Origin of the sequence: Micromonospora sp. NPDC005707 (assembly GCF_040631005.1) — a bacterium.
In the GTDB taxonomy this organism is placed as follows: Bacteria; Actinomycetota; Actinomycetes; order Mycobacteriales; family Micromonosporaceae; genus Micromonospora.
Genome location: NZ_JBEXYR010000011.1, coordinates 106,194 through 126,358, shown reverse-complemented (window position 1 = coordinate 126,358; position 20,165 = coordinate 106,194). Strand labels below are relative to the sequence as shown.

17 protein-coding genes are annotated in these 20,165 nt (G+C 72.3%); 14 read left to right on the top strand and 3 right to left on the bottom strand.

Annotated elements, in window-relative coordinates; translation table 11 throughout:
• Nucleotides 1-3: 3 nt before the first annotated feature.
• The 6 genes from ABZ452_RS22555 (at nucleotide 4) to ABZ452_RS22530 (ending at nucleotide 6,911) form a co-directional block, all read left to right on the top strand.
• Complete coding sequence (locus tag ABZ452_RS22555; RefSeq protein ID WP_357946134.1) at nucleotides 4-885, top strand: branched-chain amino acid ABC transporter permease; 882 nt, start codon at nucleotides 4-6, stop codon at nucleotides 883-885.
• On the top strand, nucleotides 882-1,910 hold the full coding sequence (locus ABZ452_RS22550) for a branched-chain amino acid ABC transporter permease (RefSeq protein WP_357946132.1): 1,029 nt from the start codon (nucleotides 882-884) through the stop codon (nucleotides 1,908-1,910). Before ABZ452_RS22555 ends, ABZ452_RS22550 begins: the two co-directional genes overlap by 4 nt.
• A 97-nt stretch (nucleotides 1,911-2,007) precedes the next feature.
• Complete coding sequence (locus tag ABZ452_RS22545; protein ID WP_357946130.1) at nucleotides 2,008-3,321, top strand: glycosyltransferase 87 family protein; 1,314 nt, start codon at nucleotides 2,008-2,010, stop codon at nucleotides 3,319-3,321.
• A 53-nt stretch (nucleotides 3,322-3,374) separates the two neighbouring features.
• Entirely contained in the window at nucleotides 3,375-4,526 is a 1,152-nt protein-coding gene (locus ABZ452_RS22540) for an acyltransferase (protein WP_357946128.1), read from the top strand.
• Nucleotides 4,527-4,725: 199 nt separating this feature from the next.
• On the top strand, nucleotides 4,726-6,291 hold the full coding sequence (locus ABZ452_RS22535; RefSeq protein WP_357946126.1) for an MFS transporter: 1,566 nt from the start codon (nucleotides 4,726-4,728) through the stop codon (nucleotides 6,289-6,291).
• Between the two features lie 11 nt (nucleotides 6,292-6,302).
• Nucleotides 6,303-6,911: a TetR/AcrR family transcriptional regulator gene (locus ABZ452_RS22530; RefSeq protein ID WP_357946123.1), complete on the top strand. Its 609-nt coding sequence runs from the start codon at nucleotides 6,303-6,305 to the stop codon at nucleotides 6,909-6,911.
• Nucleotides 6,912-6,927: 16 nt separating this feature from the next.
• Here ABZ452_RS22530 and ABZ452_RS22525 read toward each other — a convergent pair whose 3' ends face one another.
• Complete coding sequence (locus tag ABZ452_RS22525; RefSeq protein WP_357946121.1) at nucleotides 6,928-8,847, bottom strand: helix-turn-helix domain-containing protein; 1,920 nt, start codon at nucleotides 8,845-8,847, stop codon at nucleotides 6,928-6,930.
• 14 nt (nucleotides 8,848-8,861) lie between these two features.
• Nucleotides 8,862-9,644 (bottom strand): 3-hydroxybutyrate dehydrogenase, encoded by a 783-nt coding sequence (locus ABZ452_RS22520; protein WP_357946119.1) that lies wholly within the window; start codon nucleotides 9,642-9,644, stop codon nucleotides 8,862-8,864.
• A 181-nt stretch (nucleotides 9,645-9,825) separates the two neighbouring features.
• Between ABZ452_RS22520 and ruvC the strand changes: the two genes are divergently transcribed.
• The 8 genes from ruvC (at nucleotide 9,826) to ABZ452_RS22480 (ending at nucleotide 19,207) form a co-directional block, all read left to right on the top strand.
• Entirely contained in the window at nucleotides 9,826-10,353 is a 528-nt protein-coding gene (gene ruvC, locus ABZ452_RS22515) for a crossover junction endodeoxyribonuclease RuvC (protein ID WP_357946117.1), read from the top strand.
• Nucleotides 10,350-10,952, top strand: coding sequence for a Holliday junction branch migration protein RuvA (gene ruvA / locus ABZ452_RS22510; protein ID WP_357946114.1), 603 nt, complete (start codon nucleotides 10,350-10,352; stop codon nucleotides 10,950-10,952). Before ruvC ends, ruvA begins: the two co-directional genes overlap by 4 nt.
• The gene (gene ruvB / locus ABZ452_RS22505) at nucleotides 10,949-12,013 is read left to right on the top strand and encodes a Holliday junction branch migration DNA helicase RuvB (protein ID WP_357946112.1); all 1,065 of its coding nucleotides are present in this window, start codon (nucleotides 10,949-10,951) and stop codon (nucleotides 12,011-12,013) included. The genes ruvA and ruvB overlap by 4 nt, the downstream gene beginning before the upstream one ends.
• A gap of 122 nt (nucleotides 12,014-12,135) precedes the next feature.
• The gene (gene yajC, locus ABZ452_RS22500; protein ID WP_254331064.1) at nucleotides 12,136-12,498 is read left to right on the top strand and encodes a preprotein translocase subunit YajC; all 363 of its coding nucleotides are present in this window, start codon (nucleotides 12,136-12,138) and stop codon (nucleotides 12,496-12,498) included.
• A gap of 222 nt (nucleotides 12,499-12,720) precedes the next feature.
• Nucleotides 12,721-14,643, top strand: a complete 1,923-nt coding sequence (gene secD / locus ABZ452_RS22495; RefSeq protein ID WP_357946108.1) for a protein translocase subunit SecD — start codon at nucleotides 12,721-12,723, stop codon at nucleotides 14,641-14,643.
• Between the two features lies 1 nt (nucleotide 14,644).
• On the top strand, nucleotides 14,645-15,838 hold the full coding sequence (gene secF, locus ABZ452_RS22490) for a protein translocase subunit SecF (RefSeq protein WP_357946106.1): 1,194 nt from the start codon (nucleotides 14,645-14,647) through the stop codon (nucleotides 15,836-15,838).
• Between the two features lie 94 nt (nucleotides 15,839-15,932).
• Nucleotides 15,933-16,499, top strand: a complete 567-nt coding sequence (locus ABZ452_RS22485) for an adenine phosphoribosyltransferase (RefSeq protein ID WP_357946103.1) — start codon at nucleotides 15,933-15,935, stop codon at nucleotides 16,497-16,499.
• 257 nt (nucleotides 16,500-16,756) lie between these two features.
• Nucleotides 16,757-19,207 carry a bifunctional (p)ppGpp synthetase/guanosine-3',5'-bis(diphosphate) 3'-pyrophosphohydrolase gene (locus ABZ452_RS22480; RefSeq protein ID WP_357946319.1) on the top strand — a complete coding sequence of 817 codons (2,451 nt, stop codon included), beginning with the start codon at nucleotides 16,757-16,759 and terminating at the stop codon, nucleotides 19,205-19,207.
• A gap of 72 nt (nucleotides 19,208-19,279) precedes the next feature.
• On the opposite strand, the gene ABZ452_RS22475 is transcribed toward ABZ452_RS22480, so the two are convergent.
• Nucleotides 19,280-20,119, bottom strand: coding sequence for a peptidylprolyl isomerase (locus ABZ452_RS22475; protein WP_357946101.1), 840 nt, complete (start codon nucleotides 20,117-20,119; stop codon nucleotides 19,280-19,282).
• Nucleotides 20,120-20,165 lie beyond the last annotated feature (46 nt).

Genomic DNA, 20,165 nt, shown 5'->3' with positions numbered 1-20,165 from the left:
CTGATGTCGGGTTTCCTGCAGAACACGTTCAACGGGCTGGTGGGCGGGGCGTTCTACGCCCTGCTCGCCCTCGGGCTCGCGGTCATCTTCGGCATGCTCCGGGTGGTGAACTTCGCCCACGGCGCCTTCTACATGCTCGGCGCCTTCGGGGCGTACGTGCTGCTCGCCGAGGCGGGTGTGCCGTTCTGGGCCGCGCTGGTGATCATGCCGCTGGCGCTGGGCCTGCTCGGCATGGTGCTGGAGCGGGCGGTGATCCACCGGCTGACCCGGCTCGATCCGCTCTACAACTTCCTGCTCACCTTCGGCCTCACGCTGATCCTGCAGGACCTGGTGAAGTCCCGGTACGGCGTGCAGTCCAGCCCGTACGCCACCCCGACCGAGCTGAGCGGTACGGTCGACTTCGGACTGTTCGAATTCCCCACCTACCGGGTCTTCATCCTCGGCTTCACCGTGCTGCTCTGCGCCGCGGTCTGGTGGGTGCTCGGTCGCACCCGGGTCGGCATGGTGGTCCGGGCCGCCACCGAACGCCCCGAGCTGACCCGGGCCTTCGGCATCGACGTGGGGAAGTGGGTCACCCCGGTGTTCGGCTTCGGCATCGCCCTGGCCGGGCTGGCCGGCGTGCTCGCCGCCCCGATGCGGGCGGTGAATCCGCTCATGGGCGCCGACCTGATCATCGTGGTCTTCGCCGTGGTGGTGATCGGCGGGCTCGGTTCGATCTTCGGTTCGGTCGCCGCCGGCTTCGGCATCGGCCTGATCCAGGCCTGGGGCGAGGCGTACCTGTCGGACTTCCCGATCGTGTCGCAGACCGTCGTGTTCGTGGTGATGGCCGCGGTGCTGCTCTGGCGGCCGGCGGGCCTGTTCGGCCGTGAGGAGGCACCGGCATGACGAGCGCTGTCGACACCCCCGCCGAGGAGTCGGCCCGGCCCGCCCCGCCGTCCGGGCTGCTCACCGTCGCCCGGGCGCCCGGCTGGGTCCGGTACGCGCTGCTCGCCGCCGGCCTGGCGGTTGCCCTCTGGCTGCCGAACGGGCTCTACCCGGCCGTGGCCGTGGACATCCTCTGCTGGGCGCTGTTCGCCGTCTCGGTGGACCTGCTGCTCGGCTTCACCGGGCTGATGTCCTTCGGGCACGCCGCGTTCTGGGGCACCTCGGCGTACGTGACGGGCCTGGTCGCGATCCACGCCGGCCTGCCCTTTCCGGCGGCCGTGCTGGCCGGCGCCCTGGCGGCGGCGCTGCTCGCGCTGCCGATCGGCTATCTCGCGGTCAAGCGCACCGGCATCTACTTCGCCATGGTGACCCTCGCGTTCGCGCAGATGGTCTACTACGTGGCCAACGAGTGGCGGTCGGTCACCCAGGGCGAGAACGGCCTCCAGGGCGTGCCCCGGGAGTTCTTCGGCGCGGACCTCTCCGACGACTACTACTTCTACTACGCGATCCTGCCGATCGTGCTGCTCGGCCTGCTCGCCGCCTGGCGGATCGTGCACTCGCCGTTCGGCCGGGTGCTGGTCGGCATCCGGGACAACCCTTCCCGGGCCCGCGCGCTCGGCTACCCGGTGCACCGCTACAAGCTGACCGCGTTCGTCCTGTCCGGCTTCCTGGCCGGGCTCGGCGGCGGGCTCTTCGCGGTCGGCCACCGGTTCGTCTCGCTGGACGTGCTGCACTGGACCACCTCCGGCAAGGCGGTCATCGTGGTGGTGCTCGGGGGCATCGGCACCCTCTGGGGCGGCGTGCTCGGGGCGGCCCTGGTGGTCCGGCTGGAGGACTGGCTGTCGTTCTCCGGCTTCGAGGCCATCGGCCTGGTCACCGGCGGGATCTTTGTGCTGGTCGTGCTGCTGTTCCGGCGTGGTGTCTGGGGCACTACCGCCCACCTTGTCCGGCGCTGGTCCGCGGCTCGACGGGGCCGGTCCGGCTGACTGTGACACGGGGTGGTCGATCGATGACTGTCAGCGACGTGGGGTGCCGGACGGCGGTACCCCACGTCGCCCGGCCTGGGCTAGGATCCAATCCACTATGATCATCCAGCGTATCCGCGGGCTCGTCACCGAGACCCCGCCCGAGCGGCCGGCGCCACCGCGGGCCACCCTCCCGGCCTGGCTGCTCTTCCCGGGCCTCGTGGTGCTGGCGGGCTCCCTCGCGGCATACGTCAGCTTCGTCCGGGATCATCCGCTGCGGGCCACCGACTTCAAGATGTACCTCGGCGCCGCGCACGCGTTCCTGGACGGCGAGCCGGTCTACCAGCTCGGCTACACCTCGCTGGGGCTGCCCTACACCTACCCGCCGGTCACGCTGCCGTTCATCACGCCGCTGACCTGGCTCGACCCTCGCACGTCCCTGCACGTCTGGGGCGCCCTGGGGCTGGTGGCGATGTTCGCCGCGCTGTACTTCACCACGGGAATGCTCGGCTACCGCGGCGTCCAGGGCCGGCTGGGTGTGGCCGCCGCGGCGCTCGCCCTGGTGGTCTGGACCGAGCCGCTGCAGCGCAACATCGACCTCGGTCAGATCAACATCTTCGTGCTGCTGCTGGTCGTGGCGGACCTCTCCCGGCCGGACCGCAGTCGCTTCAAGGGCATCGGCGTGGGTGCGGCCACCGCGCTCAAACTGCTTCCCGGCCTGTTCGTGGTCTACCTGCTGCTGACCCGCCGGATCCGGGCGGCCGTCGTGGCGGCGGCCACCTTCGCCGGGCTCACCGTGCTGGGCGCGATCATCCAGCCGGGTGGCTCGTACGACTACTGGCTCACCGGTCGGGCGTTCGACTCCAGCCGGGTGCTCATGACGCTGGGGCCGCGCTACGGCGGTAACCAGTCCCTGCAGGGAGCCATCGCCCGGCTGCTCAAGATCGAGGAGCCGAACAACGTCTGGTGGATGATCTCCGTCGTCGTCGTCACGGTGGCCGCCCTCGCCCTCGCCGTCGCCCTGCAGCGCCACGGCGAGGAGACCATGGCGATGGTCGTGGTGGGCCTGGCGATGCTGGTCATCTCGCCGGTGAGCTGGTCGCACTACTGGCTCTGGATCGGCCCGATGGTGCTGGTGCTCGTCGACCTGGTGCGGCGTGCGGGCGGCGTGGCGCGCGTGATCGCCGGCGTGGTCGCGGTGGCCGCGGTACTGCCGTTCCTCATGTGGCCGGGTCCGACCCGGACCGGAGAGGTCATCCCGCTCGGCCTGATCTGGAAGTCGGGTCGGCTGGAGGGCGCCGCGCAGGCACTGGCGCTTGACGCCTACACCGGCACCGCGCTGGTACTCTTCGCGCTCGCCGGGCTATGGCTGCTGTACCAGCGGCGCGCTGTCCGCCCGGCGCCGATCGCGCCGGAGCGCGTACCGGCTTGACCCGGCCCGTCGGGCCGGCCGCCCCCAACCGCCCCGATCTCCAGGAGACGTCGATGACGCAGGCGACGGACGAACGTGCCGCAACGGTTTCGGCACCCGAGCCGGTTCGCCCCGGCCCGCCGGTCGAGCCGGACGCCACGACGCCCGGTACGAGCGCGACCGGCCCGCGGCGGCCGCGGCTGCTGGTCCTCGACGGGCTGCGCCTCGGCGCGGCGGTCATGGTGGTCGCGTACCACCTCGTCGGGGACAAGCTCGGCGCCTGGCAGGACCCGTCCGCGGCGGCGGCCTTCGGCCCGCTGCACACCGTCTCCCGGTACGGCTTCCTCGGCGTGCAGCTGTTCTTCATCATCAGTGGCTTCGTGATCTGCATGAGCGCGTGGGGCCGACGGGTCGGTGACTTCTTCGTCTCGCGCGTGGTGCGGCTCTACCCGGCCTACTGGTTCGCGGTGCTGCTGGCGACCGGGGTGCTCCTGCTGGTGCCGCTGAAGCGGAGGCCCGAGGTCCGGGACGTGCTGGCCAACCTGACGATGATGCAGGACTTCCTCGGCGTCGCGCACCTCGACCTGTCCTACTGGACGCTCACCATCGAGATGGTCTTCTACCTGCTGTTCGCCGTGCTGGTCGCCCGTGGCCTGAGCTACCGCGGCGTGGTCGCCTTCTGCGCCCTCTGGACCGTCGCCTCGCTCGTCGTGCCGAAGTTCGGCAACCCGTGGCTCACCGCGGTGATCGCCGCCAACCACTCCAGCTACTTCATCGCGGGCGTCGCGCTCTATCTCATCCACCGCTTCGGCCCGAACCTGCTGCTCTGGTCGATCGTCGGGCTGTCCCTGCTGGTCGCGCTCACCCGGCTGCCCGGCCTCGCCCGGGCCCGTGAGGTCGGCTACCTGCCGTCCGCCGTGATCGTCACGTTCTTCGTCGTCGTGATGGCGGCGGTCGCCCTCGGCCACTTCGGCTGGGTGCGCTGGTCCTGGGTGGCCACGGCGGGGGCGCTGACCTATCCGCTCTACCTCGTCCACCAGACGGTCGGGCTTGCCGTCATCGACCGCGCCCAGACCCACCTGTCGCCGTGGCTGCTGCTCGGCGCGTTGTTTGCGGGGCTGCTGCTCGCCGCGTGGCTGATCCACCGGTTCATCGAGCGGCCCGTCGCCCGGTGGATGAAGCCGCGGCTGAGCGCCGCGGTGCGGCAGGCCCGCGAGGCAGGCTGATCCGACCGCTCTCACGGCGGCGCGCGGGCCGGTGGCCCGTGGCGCCGCCGTGCCATGCTGCGCGGCGAACCGGGGCGTGACCTGGCGCACATTCGATACGAACCGGTTCCGTATCGAAACCCTCTCACCTACGCTCGACTGCGTTACGAGTCTGTCCCGTATCGTATTTTGACGCGGGTGAGCCGGGGGGAGAACCCGAGTGGAACCGCACGAGAACACCGGACACCCGAGGAGGTGGGCGATCCTGGGGGTGCTGGTGATCAGCCTCCTCGTGGTCGTCCTCGACAACACCATCCTCAACGTCGCCCTGCGTACCCTCGCCGACCCGGTGCACGGCCTCGGGGCCAGCCAGGGCGAGCTGGAGTGGGCGATCAACTCCTACACCCTGGTCTTCGCCGGGCTGCTCTTCACCTTCGGCGTCCTGGGGGACCGCCTCGGTCGCAAGCGCTTCCTCATGGTCGGCCTGGCCCTGTTCGGCCTGGCCTCGCTGCTCTCCGCGTACGCGCACGACCCGGGCCAGCTGATCGCCACCCGCGCGCTCATGGGCGTCGGCGGCGCGGCCATCATGCCGGTGACCCTGTCGATCATCTCCAACGTCTTCGACCCGCGGGAGCGGGCCAAGGCGATCGGCGTCTGGGCCGGCGCGGTCGGCCTGGCCGTGGCCATCGGCCCGGTGCTCGGCGGCGCCCTGCTCGAGCACTACTGGTGGGGCTCGGTCTTCCTGATCAACGTGCCGGTGGTAGTGCTCGGCGTGGTGCTCGTCGCCACCCTCGTCCCGGAGTCCCGCGACCCCCGGCCGGGTCGGGTCGACCTGCTCGGCGTGCTGCTCTCCGTGGTCGGCCTCGTCGCACTCACCTACGGCATCATCGACGGCGGCGAGCACGGGTTCGACCGGGCGCAGGTGTGGCTCGCGGTCCTCGGCGGGCTCGCGGTGCTCGGCTGGTTCGTCGCCCACGAGCTGCGCAGCGACCACCCGTCGCTGGACGTCCGGCTGTTCCGGGTGCCCCGGTTCGCCGCCCCGGTCGCGCTGGTCGGCCTGGTCTTCTTCGCCGCGATGGGCGTGATGTTCTTCGGCGCGTTCTACCTCCAGCTGGTCCGCGGCTACAGCCCGCTGGAGAGCGGCCTGCTCTTCCTGCCCTTCGCCGCCGCGCAGCTGATCTTCGCGCCGCGCAGCGCCGCCATGGTCCGCCGCTACGGGGGCCGGGCGGTCGCCGGGGTCGGGCTGCTGCTCACCGCCGCCGCGCTCGGCGCGTTCGTGCTCATCGACGCCGACACCCCGATCTGGATCTTCTCGGCGCTGGGCTTCGTCCAGGGCGCCGGCATGGCCAACATCATGCCGCCGGCGACCGAGTCGATCATGTCGGCGCTGCCCCGGGAGAAGGCCGGCGTGGGCTCGGCCGTCAGCAACACGGTCCGCCAGGTGGCCGGTGCGCTCGGCGTGGCGGTCCTCGGTTCGGTGCTCTCCGCGGTCTACCGCAACGACGTGGCCTCGACCCTGTCCGGCCTGCCCGCACCGGTCCGCGACGCGGCCCAGGAGTCGATCTCCGGGGCGTACGCGGTCGCCGGCCGGCTCGGGGCCGGCGCGCCCCGGCTCATCGACGCGGCGAACGACTCGTTCGTCTCGGCGATGCACTGGGCGGCGGGGATCTCCGCGCTGGTGGCGCTGCTCGGCATGGGCATCGTGCTGCGCTGGATGCCGGGCCGTCCGGTGATCGAGACCGAAGCGCAGCCGGCCGCCGAGCCGGAGTTGGCCGGAACCGCATAGGTTCGGCGACAATGTCTGACATGACTTCCATGGCTGATGCTCCGCGGTCGCCCGGGCGACCGCGGAGCGTCCGCGCGGACGAGGCGATCGTGGAGGCCACCCTCGACCTGCTCGCCGAGGGCAGCACGCTCGAGGCGCTCTCCATCGAGGCGATCGCCGCCCGCGCCGGGGTGGGCAAGGCCACCATCTACCGTCGCTGGTCGGGCAAGGACGCGTTGCTGATGGACGCGCTGGGCCGGCTCAAGGGGGTGCCACCCCAGCCCGCCGGGCGTTCCGTCCGCGACGACCTGGTGCTGCTCGTCGGCGCGGTCGGTCACAACGTCGACCCGCGGGCCGCGAAGATCATGCCGTGCCTGGTGCCCGAGGTGAACCGCAGCCCCGACCACTTCCAGCTCTACCAGAACATCGTCGCGCCCCGGCGGAAGCTCATGCGTGAGGTGCTGCGCCGCGGGGTGGACAGCGGCGAACTCCGCGCCGACCTCGACGTCGAGCTGGCCATGGCGCTGCTCAGCGGCCCGATGCTGCTCCAGCGGGTGCTGCGCTGGCACCCCGAGTTGGACGACCGGATCCTGCCCGAGCGGGTCGTGGACAGCGTCCTCGAAGGCCTCCGCGCCCGCTGACGACCGCGGGGGCGGGTCAGGTGGCCGGGGTGCGCAGGCGGTGCAGGCGCAGGGCGAGCTGCACCTCCAGGGCGCGCTCCGGCTTCTGCCAGTCCGCGCCGAGCAGCTGACCGACCCGCTCCAGCCGCTGCGTCACCGTGTTGACGTGCACGTGCAGCAGCTCCGCCGCCCGGGCGAGGCTGCCACCCACCCCGAAGTACGCCTCCAGCGTCTTCACCAGCGCGGTGCCCCGGCGGGCGTCGTAGTCGACCACCGGCCCCACCGTGGCGGTGAGGAAGCGGGCCACGTCCCGGTCGCCCGGGTCCCCGACGGCGCCCAGCAGCAGCCCGACGAAGCCCAGCTCGGCCGTGCTCGCCCCCTGCCCGGCCCGGCCCAGCGCGCCCAGCGCGGTCAGGCACCGCTCCGCCTCGGCGAACGTGGTGGCCAGCGAAGCCGGGCCGGCCGACGGCCCGCTCGCCCCGGCCGTCACCGGACGGCCGGTCACCCGGGACAGGTCCCGGGCCACGGCCCGCGCCGCGCCGCCCGCGTCCCGGCCGGGCAGCATGAGCACCACCCGCCCGTCGCGCGCCGCGGCCAGGCCGCCCCGCGTCGAGGCGTACGTGGTGGCCCAGGAGAGCACCCGCTGCCGGGCCGAGCCGGTGGCGGCGAACGCGTCGTCGCCGACCGCCACCAGCACGTGCGGGGCGTCCAGGTCGACACCGAGCCGGCGGGCCCGGCTGCGCAGCGCGTCGGTGTCCCGCAGCGGCCGGGCGATCAGGTCGTCCAACAGCTCGCCCCGGACCCGGCCCTCTGCCTCCGCCACCGTCCGGCGGAACAGCAGCAGCAGCGCCGTGACCAGCGCGGCCCGCTCCAGGATCCGCTGGTCGGCGTCGACGAGCTCGCCGTCCGGGCGCAGCACCAGCGCGCCCAGGTTCTCCGCGCCGGCCACCACGGCGGCGTACCAGAGCGGACCCCGGCGGACGCTGCGCCCCTCGGTGCGGGACGCGGCCACCGCCTCGACGATGTCCGCCCGGTCCGGCTCCTCGATCTCACCCACCCGGGCCAGCCGCCGCCCCTCGGCGTCCAGCGCCAGCAGCGCCCCGCCGAGCACCTCGGTGACCGCGGCCGCCACGTCCTCCATCCCGCCGCCGCGCACCACGAGGGCGGTCATCCGGTCGTGGGCGGCGGCGGCGCGCTCCACCGAGCTGCTGTGCGCCCGGATCGTGCTGTTCGCCGCCGACAGCTCCTCCAGCGCCGACCGGGTCTCCAACAGCAGCCGGGCCGTGTCGATCGCCACCGCGGCGTGCGCGGCCAGCGAGACCAGCAGCGACACCTCCTCCCGGGCGAACGGCCGGGCGGAACGGTTGGCCGCGTAGAGCACGCCGATCACGCTCGACCCCAGCCGCAGCGGGACGCCCAGGATGGCCACCAGGCCCTCCTCGCCCACCCCGCCGTCGATCTCCCCGGTGTGCCGGAACCGCTCGTCCTCCTGGTAGTTGGAGGTGACGTACGGGGTGCCGGTCTGCGCCACCAGGCCGCCCAGGCCGTCGCCCATCTCCAGCCGCAACCGCTGGAACCGGGCCGAGATCGAACCGTCGGTGACCCGCATGTACGTGTCGCCGCGCTCGTCGTCGTTGAGCGTCATGTACGCCACGTCGGTGCCCAGCAGGATCCGCGCCCGGTGCACGATGGCCCGCAGCACGTCGTCCAGGTCGCGCAGCCCGGCCAGGTCGCTGGCCGTGTCGTACAGGCCGGAGAGCTCGGTCTCCCGGCGGCGCCGCCGCTCCAGCAGCGCGCGGACCCGCAACGCCACCAGCTTCGCCTGCTCCAGCTCGGCGAGACGCTCGGCGGGCAGGCCGGCGGCGCGGGCGGCGACCAGCGGGCCCTCGAACTCGACCGCGGCGGCCTCCCGCGCCAGCAGCTCCAGGAACTCGACCGGCGACGACATGACCGACATTGTGCGCGAGGCCACTAGTTGGCCGTCCAGCCCCCGTCGAGGGCGATCGACGCGCCGGTGATGAACGCGGCGGGCGGCGAGCACAGGTACGCCACCAGCTCCGCCACCTCCTCCGGCTCGATCAGCCGCTTGATCGCCGCCCGGGCCAGCATGATCTTCTCCACGACCTCGTCCTCGCCGATGCCGTGGCTGGCCGCCTGGTCGGCGATCTGGCTCTCCACCAGCGCGGTCCGCACGTACGCCGGGTTGATGCAGTTGGCGGTCACCCCGTGCGGGGCGCCCTCCAGCGCCACCACCTTCGACAGCCCCTCCAGGGCGTGCTTCGCCGAGACGTACGCCGCCTTGAACGGCGAGGCGCGCAGCCCGTGTACCGAGGAGATGTTGACGATCCGGCCCCACCCGTTCGCGTACATCCGGGGCAGCGCCCGGCGGATCAGCAGGAACGGCGCCTCCACCATCACCCGCTGGATGTACTCGAACCGCTCGACGGGGAACTCCTGCACCGGGGCGACGTGCTGCAGGCCAGCGTTGTTGACGACGATGTCCACGTCGACGTCGAGCCGGTCCACCGCCTCGACGTCGGCCAGGTCGATGCCCTCGGCCCGGCCGCCCGCCTCGGCGGCCACGGCCTTGGCCGCCTCCACGTTGCGGTCGACCACCAGCACCGCCGCGCCGGCCGCCGCCAGCCGCAGGGCACAGGCCCGTCCGATGCCGCTGCCACCACCGGTCACCAGCGCGGCGCGACCGGAGAGGTCGACGTTCACGACGTGGGGGACCGCCACGGGTTCTGCCGTCATGGCGCAAGAAGTTACGAGCTGTGTGGCCGGCGGCACATGGGGCGGCGACACATACTCGACCGCTTCAGTGTGTGGCGCGGATCGCGTCCGCCGGCTCCCGGCGTGTCCGCTCGGCCGGGCCCCGGGGCGCACCAGTAGGGTGTCGAACACACGTACTGCTGGGGCTCGGGGAGGAGGCGGCGTGCGCGTGCTGGGCGTCGACCCGGGGCTGACCCGGTGCGGGGTCGGCGTGGTCGAGGGCGTGCCGGGCCGTCCCTGCACCCTTGTCGCCTACTACGTGGTCTACACCGACCCCGGGGACGACCTGCCGTTGCGCCTGCTGCACCTGGACCGCTCGCTCACTGACCTGGTCGCCGAGCACCGGCCCGACGCCGTGGCCGTCGAGCGGGTCTTCAGCCAGCACAACGTCCGCACCGTGATGGGCACGGCCCAGGCCAGCGGGATCGCCGTGCTCGCCGGGGCGCGGGCCGGGCTGCCCGTGCAGACCTACACGCCCAGCGAGGTGAAGGCGGCGGTGACCGGTTCCGGCCAGGCCGACAAGGCGCAGATGACCGCCATGGTCACCCGGCTGCTGCGGCTGCCCGAGCCGCCGCGCCCGGCCGACGCCGCCGACGCCCTGGCCCTGGCCATCTGCCACGTCTGGCGCGGCGGCACCCGGTCCAAGCTGGCCGCCGCGGCGCAGCGGGCACGACGAGGAGGAGCGGCATGATCGCCAGCGTGCGCGGCACGGTGACCGCGACGGGTCCGGACCACGCCGTGGTGGAGGTGGGCGGCATCGGCCTGGCCGTGCAGTGCGCCCCCGGCACCCTCGCCGAGCTGCGGGTCGGCCAGCCCGCCCGGCTGGCCACCAGCCTGGTGGTCCGGGAGGACTCGCTCACCCTCTACGGCTTCGCCGACGACGACGCCAAGCAGCTCTTCGAGCTGCTCCAGACCGCCAGCGGGGTGGGGCCGCGGCTGGCCCAGGCGGTGCTCGCCGTCCACACCCCGGACGCGATCCGCAAGGCCATCGCCAACGCCGACACCGCCGCGCTGACCCGGGTGCCCGGCATCGGCAAGAAGGGCGCCGAGCGGCTCGTGCTCGAACTGCGGGACCGGATCGGCCCGGTGCCGGTGGGCGCCGACGGCGCGGCCGGGGTGACCGCCGGCGCCTGGCCGGAGCAGGTCCGCCAGGCGCTGGTCGGGCTCGGCTGGAGCGCCGCCCAGGCCGAGCAGGCGGTGGCCGCGGTCGCGGAGACCGTTGACGGGGAGACCCCGCCCGTGCCGGTCCTGCTCAAGCAGGCCATCCGCCTCCTGGGCCGCACGCGATGAGCAACGACAATCTCGTCTCGGCGTACGTCAGCGACGCGGAACGGGACGCGGAGGCCAGCGTCCGGCCCCGGCGGCTGGAGGAGTTCATCGCCCAGCACCGGGTGCGCGACCAGCTCGACCTGCTGCTGCAGGGCGCCATGCGGCGCGGCTCCCCGCCCGACCACATCCTCCTGTCGGGGCCGCCTGGCCTGGGTAAGACCACCCTGGCCAACATCGTGGCCGCGGAGCTGGGTTCGGGGATCCGGGTGACGAGCGGGCCGGCGATCGAGCGCTCCGGCGACCTGGCCGCCATCCTGACCAGCCTGGCCGAGGGTGACGTGCTCTTCATCGACGAGATCCACCGGATCGCCAAGCCGGCCGAGGAGCTGCTCTACAGCGCCATGGAGGACTTCCGGGTCGACGTGGTGGTCGGCAAGGGTCCGGGGGCGACCGCCATCCCGCTCGACGTGGAGCCGTTCACCCTGGTCGGGGCGACCACGCGGTCCGGCCTGCTCACCGGCCCGATGCGGGACCGGTTCGGCTTCGTCGCGCACCTCGACTTCTACTCCCCGGCCGACCTTGAGACGCTGCTGCACCGGTCCGCGCGGATCCTCGGCGTGCCGATCACCGCCGACGGGGCGGCGGAGATCGCCGGCCGGTCCCGGGGCACGCCCCGGATCGCCAACCGGCTGCTGCGCCGGGTCCGCGACTTCGCCGAGGTCCGCGCCGAGGGGGTGGTCAACCTGGAGACCGCCCAGGCGGCCCTGACCGTCTACGACGTCGACGCGCTCGGCCTGGACCGGCTGGACCGGGCGGTGCTCACGGCCCTGGTCGACTCGTTCCGGGGCGGTCCGGTGGGGCTCTCCACCCTCGCCGTGGCGGTGGGGGAGCAGCCGGACACGGTCGAGGAGGTGTGCGAGCCCTTCCTGGTCCGGGCCGGGCTGCTGGCGCGCACGCCGCGCGGCCGGGTCGCCACGGCGGCCGCCTGGCACCATCTGGGGCGTACTCCGCCGAATGGTACATTTGGTGCGGATGCCGCTCCGGTGCCCGATCTGTTCTCGGCGCAGACCGATCAGCCGTGATCCGAACGTGATCTGTGCCGCATTCGGTGTTCTCAGGTGCAGGGATTAGACTTCGCCGCGGTTTGTACAGGACGTGAGAAGTCGCCTCCGCTCCGGCACCCCACCGGGGGGAGCAGAGGCCAATGGGAAGGTCGACAACCGTGCAGAACCTTGCAGCAGGTGGCGGAGGGGCCGGCGGTCTGACGCCGATCCTCATGATCGCTCTGCTCTTCGGCGTCATGTACTTCATGATGATCCGCCCGCAGCAGAAGCGTCGCCGTGAGGCCGAGCAGATGCAGTCCGCGCTCGGCGTGGGCGACGAGGTGGTCACCATCGGCGGGCTCTACGGCACGGTGACCGGGGTCGAGGACGAGACCGTCCTCATCGAGGTGGCCCCGGGCGTGCAGACCCGGTACGCCCGCCCGGCGATCGCCCGCGTGGTCAAGCGGGTCGAGGTTCCGGAGGCCGAGACGATCTCCGAGGAAGCCGAGTCGGTCAAGGAGTGACACCGGCCCCGGACGGGGCAGCGGATTCACTCACACAAGTGGATAGTTGGGTCGGCGTCCGACGCCGGCACGCGGGGAACCCCGCGCGACGCCGCCGCGTCGTGCGCCGGGGAGGCGTGCCGTCCGGCGGCGCCGACCCCCGGAGCAGTCGGGCGGACACCCCCGGCCCGACAATCTCGCCGCTGCCGAAGCGGCGCGACCGTACAGGGAGACAGGACAGCCGTGGCACCACCTCAGGGACAGATGCGCCCCGGACGGCAGCTCGCCGTTCTCGGGTTCATCTTCGTCGTCCTCTATCTTTTGGTGTTCTTCTCGGGCGGCGCCAGCGGTGGCTGGAAGGATCGGCTGGAGCCACGGCTCGGCCTGGACCTCGTCGGCGGCACCCGGCTGACGCTCGAGGCCACCAACACCGTGGACGGCAAGCCCCCGACCGCCGCCAACCTGGAGGAGGCGCGGCAGATCATCGAGAACCGGGTCAACGCCTTCGGCGTGGCCGAGGCCGAGGTGGTCACCGAGGGCAACCGGAACATCGTCATCTCCCTGCCCGGCCAGAACCGGGACCTGACGGACGTCGGTGAGGCCGCCGAGCTGCGGTTCCGCAAGGTGCTCAAGGCCACCGACGGCAGCGGCGCCGCCGCCGCGCCGGCCCCGACCGCCAGCGCCACCCCGGCTCCCTCGGGCAGCGCCACCCCGACCTCGTCGGGCAGCGCCACCCCCAAGCCCTCCGGCAGCGCCTCGCCCAAGGTGACCTCGTCGCCGAGCGCTGGCGGGCAGGGCGGCATGGCCCCGACGCCGAGCGCCAGCGCCGCCGCGCCGACCCCGTCGGCGACGCCGAGCGCCGCCGCGCCGAGCCCGAGCGCCAGCGCCGAGCCGGTGCCGCAGAGCGTCGAGCAGCAGCGCAAGGCCATCGAGCAGAAGGTGGGTGCGGCCGCCTGGGCCGCCGCGTCCGGCCTCCAGGCGCCGGCCGACCTGACCGCCGACCCGTCGCTGGCCGACAAGCTCAAGCCGTTCGGCACGCTCTCCCCGCAGGAAGTCGCGGTGCTGCCGGTCGGGATGCAGTTCAACGTCCCGACGATCACCTGCGCCCAGCTCGACGACCGGCCGGCGGCGTCGATCAAGGACGAGAACCAGCAGGCGGTCGCCTGCGAGTCCGGCGCCAAGTACCTGCTCGACAAGGCCAAGGTGCTGGGCACCGACGTCAAGAACGCCTCCGCCCAGCTCGACCAGACGAGCTCCTGGGTGGTCAGCCTGAACTTCACCGGCAAGGGCCAGGAGAAGTGGACCGCGCTGACCCGCGAGGCGTTCACCAACGAGGGTCAGGCCTGCGACCAGACCGCGCTCGGCTCGGACGGCAAGTGCCGGGTCGCCGTGGTGCTGGACAACGAGATCGTCTCGTCCCCGGAGATCCAGGGCGTGCTGACCGGTGACTCGCAGATCACCGGCAGCTTCGACAACAAGAGCGCCAACGCGCTGGCCAGCCAGCTCCGCTACGGCGCCCTGCCGGTGACCTTCGAGCCGCAGGAGCAGCAGAACGTCACCGCGACCCTGGGCGACAGCCACCTCAAGGCGGGCCTGCTCGCGGCCGGCATCGGCATGCTGCTGGTCATCATCTACTCGTTCTTCTACTACCGGCTGCTCGGCTCGGTCATCTTCCTGAGCCTGGTGCTCTCGGCGCTGCTGGTCTTCGGCGCGCTCGTGGTGCTCGGCCGGTCGATCGGGTTCACCCTCACGCTCGCCGGCATCGCCGGCATGATCGTCTCGCTCGGTGTGGCGGCGGACTCGTTCGTCATCTACTTCGAACGGCTCAAGGACGAGATCCGGGAGGGGCGCAGCCCCCGCAGCGCGGTGCCGCGGGCCTGGGTCCGGGCCCGGCGGACGATCATCTCGGCCAACGCCATCACCCTGATGTCAGCCGTGGTGCTCTACATCGTCTCGGTCGGCGCGGTGAAGGGCTTCGCCTTCGCGCTCGGCCTGGCGACCGTCCTCGACCTGGTCGTCGTGTTCCTCTTCCGTCACCCGATCATGACGATGTTCGCCCGCACCCGGGCGTTCCTGTCCCCGCGGGTCAGCGGCCTGGGCCGGGCGCTCCCGGCCCGGTCGGCCGAGGCGGGCACCGGCCGCAACCCGCGCGTCAAGGAGGCCTGAGATGGCTAAGAGTGGTCTGGCCGCCCGGCTCTACCGGGGCGAGGCCGATCTCAACATCGTCGGCAAGCGCAAGCTCTGGTTCGGCGTGGCCGGCCTGCTGGTGCTGATCGCCGTGCTGAGCTTCGCGATCAGCGGCTTCAAGCTCGGCATCGAGTTCGCCGGCGGCAACTCGTTCCAGGTGCCGGCCAGCGTCGGCACGCTGGAGCAGGCCGAGACGAAGGTCAATGCCGCGCTCGCCGCCAAGGGCGGCGGTGCCGAGGTCGTCACCGCGCAGAAGGTCGGCAGCACCAGCGGCGAGTACTACGAGTTGCGCACCGGGCAGCTCACGGCGGAGCAGGCCAACCAGGCCAAGACCGAGATGGCGCAGTCGTTCGGCATCCAGGCCGACCAGATCAGCGGCAGCCAGGTTTCCGAGGCGTGGGGCAGCCAGGTCACCTCCCGCGCCCTGCTCGGCCTGGTGATCTTCGTGGCCGTGGTGGCGATCTACCTGATCCTCCGCTTCGAGTGGCGGATGGCGGCCGCCGCGATCGCGTCGCTCTTCACGAACCTGCTGCTCACCGCCGGCATCTACTCGCTGGTCGGCTTCGAGGTCACCCCGTCGACGATCATCGGCTTCCTCACCATCCTGGGCTTCGCGCTCTACGACGTGGTGGTGGTCTTCGACAAGGTCCAGGAGAACACCCGCGGCATCACCGCCAACAACAACCAGACCTACGGCGAGGCCGCCAACCTGGCGTTGAACCAGAGCCTCATGCGGTCGCTGAACACCTCGGTGGTCGCGCTGCTCCCGGTCGGCGGCCTGCTCTTCATCGGTGCCGGCCTGCTGGGCGCGGGCACCCTGAAGGACCTGGGTCTGGTGCTCTTCGTCGGTATGGCGGTGGCCTTCCTGACCTCGATCCTGCTGGCCACCCCGCTGCTGGTGCTGCTCAAGAACCAGGACCCGCGGATCAGCGCGCACAACAAGCGGGTGCTGGCCCGCCGGGGCGCCATCGCCCGTGGCGAGGTCACCCCGAAGGGCGCGCCGCGGGCCGCGGCGGCCAGCGCCGACGAGGCCATCGACCCCGAGGCGGCCGCCCTGGCCGGCGCCGCCCCGAAGGTCGGCGCCCGGCCGGCCGCCAAGCGCCCCACCGGCGCCCGGGGCGGGCGCCCGGCCGGTGGCGGAGGCAACCGGCCCGGTGGCGCGAAGCGTCGCTGACCGCACACCCGGTAGGGATCGACCCGGCGGCGTCCGCCATGCTGTGAAAGCGGCATGACGGACGCCGCCGTCGTTCGAGAGGACATGGGACACCGTGACGGAGACCCACACCACCGGGGTACGAGGAGACAGCGGCCCGGAGGTCGCCCGCCTGGTCGCCAGCCGCGTGCTGGACGTGCCGGACTTCCCGAAGCCCGGGGTCATGTTCAAGGACCTGATGCCGCTCTTCGCCGACGGCACGGCCTTCCGCGAGGTGATCGACGGGATCATCGCGTACCACGGGCGGGACTCGTTCGACGTGGTGGTCGGCATCGAGGCGCGCGGCTTCGTGCTCGCCGCGGCGGTCGCGTACGCCACCGGGGTCGGCGTGGTGCCGGTGCGCAAGGCCGGCAAGCTGCCCCGGGCCACCCACGCGGCCTCCTACGCCCTCGAGTACGGCGAGGCGACCCTGGAGGTGCACCAGGACGCCTTCACCGCCGGGCACCGGGTCCTCGTCCTGGACGACGTGCTCGCCACCGGCGGCACCGCCGAGGCCACCCTGGATCTGGTGGAGCGGGCCGGCGGCACGGTGGTCGGGTTCACGGTCCTGATGGAGCTGGGCTTCCTCAAGGGCCGGGAGCGGCTCGCCCCGCGTCCGGTCCATGCCCTGCTGACCGTTTGAGCCCACCGACCCGTCGGGCGGACCCGGCGCGGTCCGTCCGGCGGAGCGGCGGCGTACCCTGCGTACGGGTAGCATTGCCCTTTGCTTGACCGGGCGGGTGACCGTCCGGCGGCGCGGGGCTGCCGGGGCCGCGAGGTTCCGATGCCCGGCGCGGAACAACTCCGGCCCCTCGGCCGGTTGGACAGGACGTCGGCCGGACGGCCGGCGCTTCCCGGCGAGCGGTGAGGAGGCCGGTGTCCCACGATGTCGTCCCTCCGGTGGAGGGCACGGTGCACCCGACAGGCGACGCGGACGGCTCGGTGACCGAGCGCAGCGGCAACCCGCCGGCGCGGGTGACCGGCGCCGGTGCCAGCGGCGGGCCCGACGGGAAGGCGGACGGCGGGGCGGTCGTGGTGCCGTTCCCGCCGGACGCGGCCGCGGACCCCGCGTCCGGCGGCGGCTTCGCCCTCTCCAACGCGCCGACCGGCCGGAGGGTGCGCGCCCGGCTGGCCCGGTTCAACGCGCCCTGGCAGACCTCGCAGGTCAGCGAGGTGCTGGAGCCGCTGATCGCCACCCATCGCGAGAACCACCCCAAGGCCGACGCCCGGCTGCTGCAGCGCGCCTTCGACACGGCCGCGCGCTGGCACTCGGGTCAGTACCGCAAGTCCGGTGACCCCTACATCACCCACCCCCTCGCGGTGGCGACCATCCTGGGCAACCTGGGTATGGACACCACCACGCTGGTCGCGGCGCTGCTGCACGACACGATCGAGGACACCGAATACACCCTCGACCAGATGCGCGCCGACTTCGGCGGCGAGGTGGCCCTGCTGGTCGACGGCGTCACCAAGCTCGACAAGGTCAAGCTGGGCGACGCGGCCAAGGCGGAGACGATCCGCAAGATGGTCGTGGCCATGGCGAAGGACCCGCGGGTCCTGGTGATCAAGCTGGCCGACCGGCTGCACAACATGCGCACCCTGACCTTCCTGCCCCGCCCCAAGCAGGAGCAGAAGGCCAAGGAGACGCTGGAGATCCTCGCCCCGTTGGCTCACCGCCTCGGTATGAACACCATCAAGTGGGAGCTGGAGGATCTGGCCTTCGGCACCCTGTTCCCGAAGCGGTTCGAGGAGATCAACCGGCTGATCGGGGAGCACCAGCCGCAGCGCGAGGCGCTGCTGCGCCAGGTGACCCAGAAGGTGTCCACCGACCTCAAGGCCGCCAAGATCAAGGCGGAGACCACCGGCCGGCCGAAGCACCTCTACTCGATCTACCAGAAGATGATCGTGCGGGGGCGCGACTTCAACGACATCTACGACCTGGTCGGGGTGCGGATCCTGGTCGACACGGTGCGCGACTGCTACGCGGCGCTGGGCGTCATCCACGCCAACTGGCAGCCGGTGCCGGGCCGGTTCAAGGACTACATCGCCATGCCCAAGTTCAACATGTACCAGTCGTTGCACACGACGGTCATCGGGCCCACCGGCAAGCCGGTGGAGATGCAGATCCGCACCTACGCGATGCACCGCACCGCGGAGTTCGGCATCGCCGCGCACTGGAAGTACAAGGAGCACAAGGGCGTTCCGGTGGTCGGCCCGCCGGCGCACATCGACGAGATGACCTGGCTGCGCCAGCTGCTGGACTGGCAGCGGGAGGCGGCCGACCCGAGCGAGTTCCTCGACGCGCTGCGGTTCGACCTGTCCAGCCAGGAGGTCTACGTCTTCACCCCGAAGGGTGACGTCATCCCGCTGCCGACCGGGTCGACGCCGGTGGACTTCGCGTACGCCGTGCACACCGAGGTCGGGCACAAGTGCATCGGCGCCCGGGTCAACGGCAAGCTGGTGCCGCTGGAGTCGACGCTGTCCAACGGCGACGTGATCGAGATCTTCACCTCGAAGTCCGACACGGCCGGCCCGACGCAGGACTGGCTCGGTTTCGTCAAGAGCCCGCGCGCCCGCACCAAGATCCGCCAGTACTTCAACAAGGAGCGGCGCGAGGAGGCGATCGAGGCCGGCAAGGACTCGATCGTCAAGGCGATGCGCAAGCAGGGCATGCCGTTGCAGCGCATGCTCACCTCGGACGCGCTCATGGCGATCGCCCGGGACCTGCACCTGGCCGACGTGGCCTCGCTCTACGCGGCGGTCGGCGACAGCCAGGTCTCCGCGCAGTCGGTGGTGCAGAAGCTGATGGCCGCGTACGGCGGCGAGGAGGGCGCGGCGGAGGACATCGCCGAGACCGCCGTCGCCACCCGGCCGCCGCGCAGCCGGCAGAGCAGCGCCGACCCGGGCGTGGTGGTCCGCGGGGTCAGCGACGTCTGGATCAAGCTGGCCCGCTGCTGCACCCCGGTCCCGCCGGACGCCGTGTTCGGCTTCGTCACCCGCTCCGGCGGGGTGAGCGTGCACCGGGACGACTGCGCCAACGCCGAGGACCTGCGGGCGCAGAGCGAGCGGGTGGTCGAGGTCAGCTGGAAGCTCACCTCCGCCTCCACGTTCCTGGTGGCCATCCAGGTGGAGGCCCTCGACCGGCACAAGCTCCTCGCGGACGTGACCCGGGTGCTCTCCGACGAGCGGGTCAACATCCTCTCCGCGACGGTCACCACCACCCGCGACCGGGTGGCGGTGAGCCGGTTCAGCTTCGAGATGGCCGACCCGAAGCACCTCGGGCACCTGCTGGCCGCGGTCCGCAAGGTCGACGGCGTCTTCGACGCCTACCGGGTCACCTCGGGCGCCTGACAGCGACAGGGGCACACGGAGAAGCGCCCGCCGGCGGTCTGCCGGCGGGCGCTTCGTCGTCGTGCGGGCGGGTCAGCCGCCCTGGATGTCGCTCAGGCTCATCTTGGTGATGACGATCTCCTTCTTCGGGTGACCGCCGCCGGCCTGCTGGGCGAAGGCGCCGTCGTCACCGGCCGCGGCCACCTGCTTCACCACGTCCATGCCGCCGGTGATGGTGCCGAGCACCGTGTAGTTCGGGTCGAGCTGCGAGTCGCCGTAGACGATGAAGAACTGGCTGCCCGTGCTGCCCGGCTGGCCGGAGTTGGCCATCGCGATGACGCCCTCCGGGTACGGGGGCCGCTTGTTGGTCGGCAGGTTCTCCTCGGCCAGGTTGTAGCTCGGGCCGCCGGTGCCGTCGGTCTCCCGCCAGCCGTTGCCGGTCGCGCTCGGGTCGCCGCACTGGAGCACCTTGATGCCCTCGGTGACGAGCCGGTGGCACTTGGTGTTGTCGAAGAAGCCCTTGCTGGCCAGGTGGGTGAAGCTGCCGGCGGTGCAGGGCACCAGGCCGCGGTCGAGCTTCGCGGTGATCGGGCCCAGGTTGGTGTCGATCGTCATCGTCTGGGCGCCCTTGTTGGCCTGCTGGGCCGGGGGCAGCCCGACGTCCTTGATCTGCTTCGGGCGCCCCTCGGCGGGGACCTCGGTGTAGGCGCACTGGGAGAACCCGTCGCCACCGGCGGCGTTCTGCTTCTTGTCGTCACCGCCGAGCGAGGTGGCGAGCCAGACGGTGCCGGCCACGACGAGCACCAGCACGGCCGCGGCACCGACGATGGCCTGGGTCTGCCGGCGCTTGCGGGCCTTGCCGGCGCGCTCGGCCATCTCCCGCTCGAGGCGGGCCCGCGCCGCCGCGCGCTGCCGCTCTCTCGTGGACGTCACGGTCACTCCTCACATGCTTCTCGGGTACGGCGGTGCTCGCCGCTGC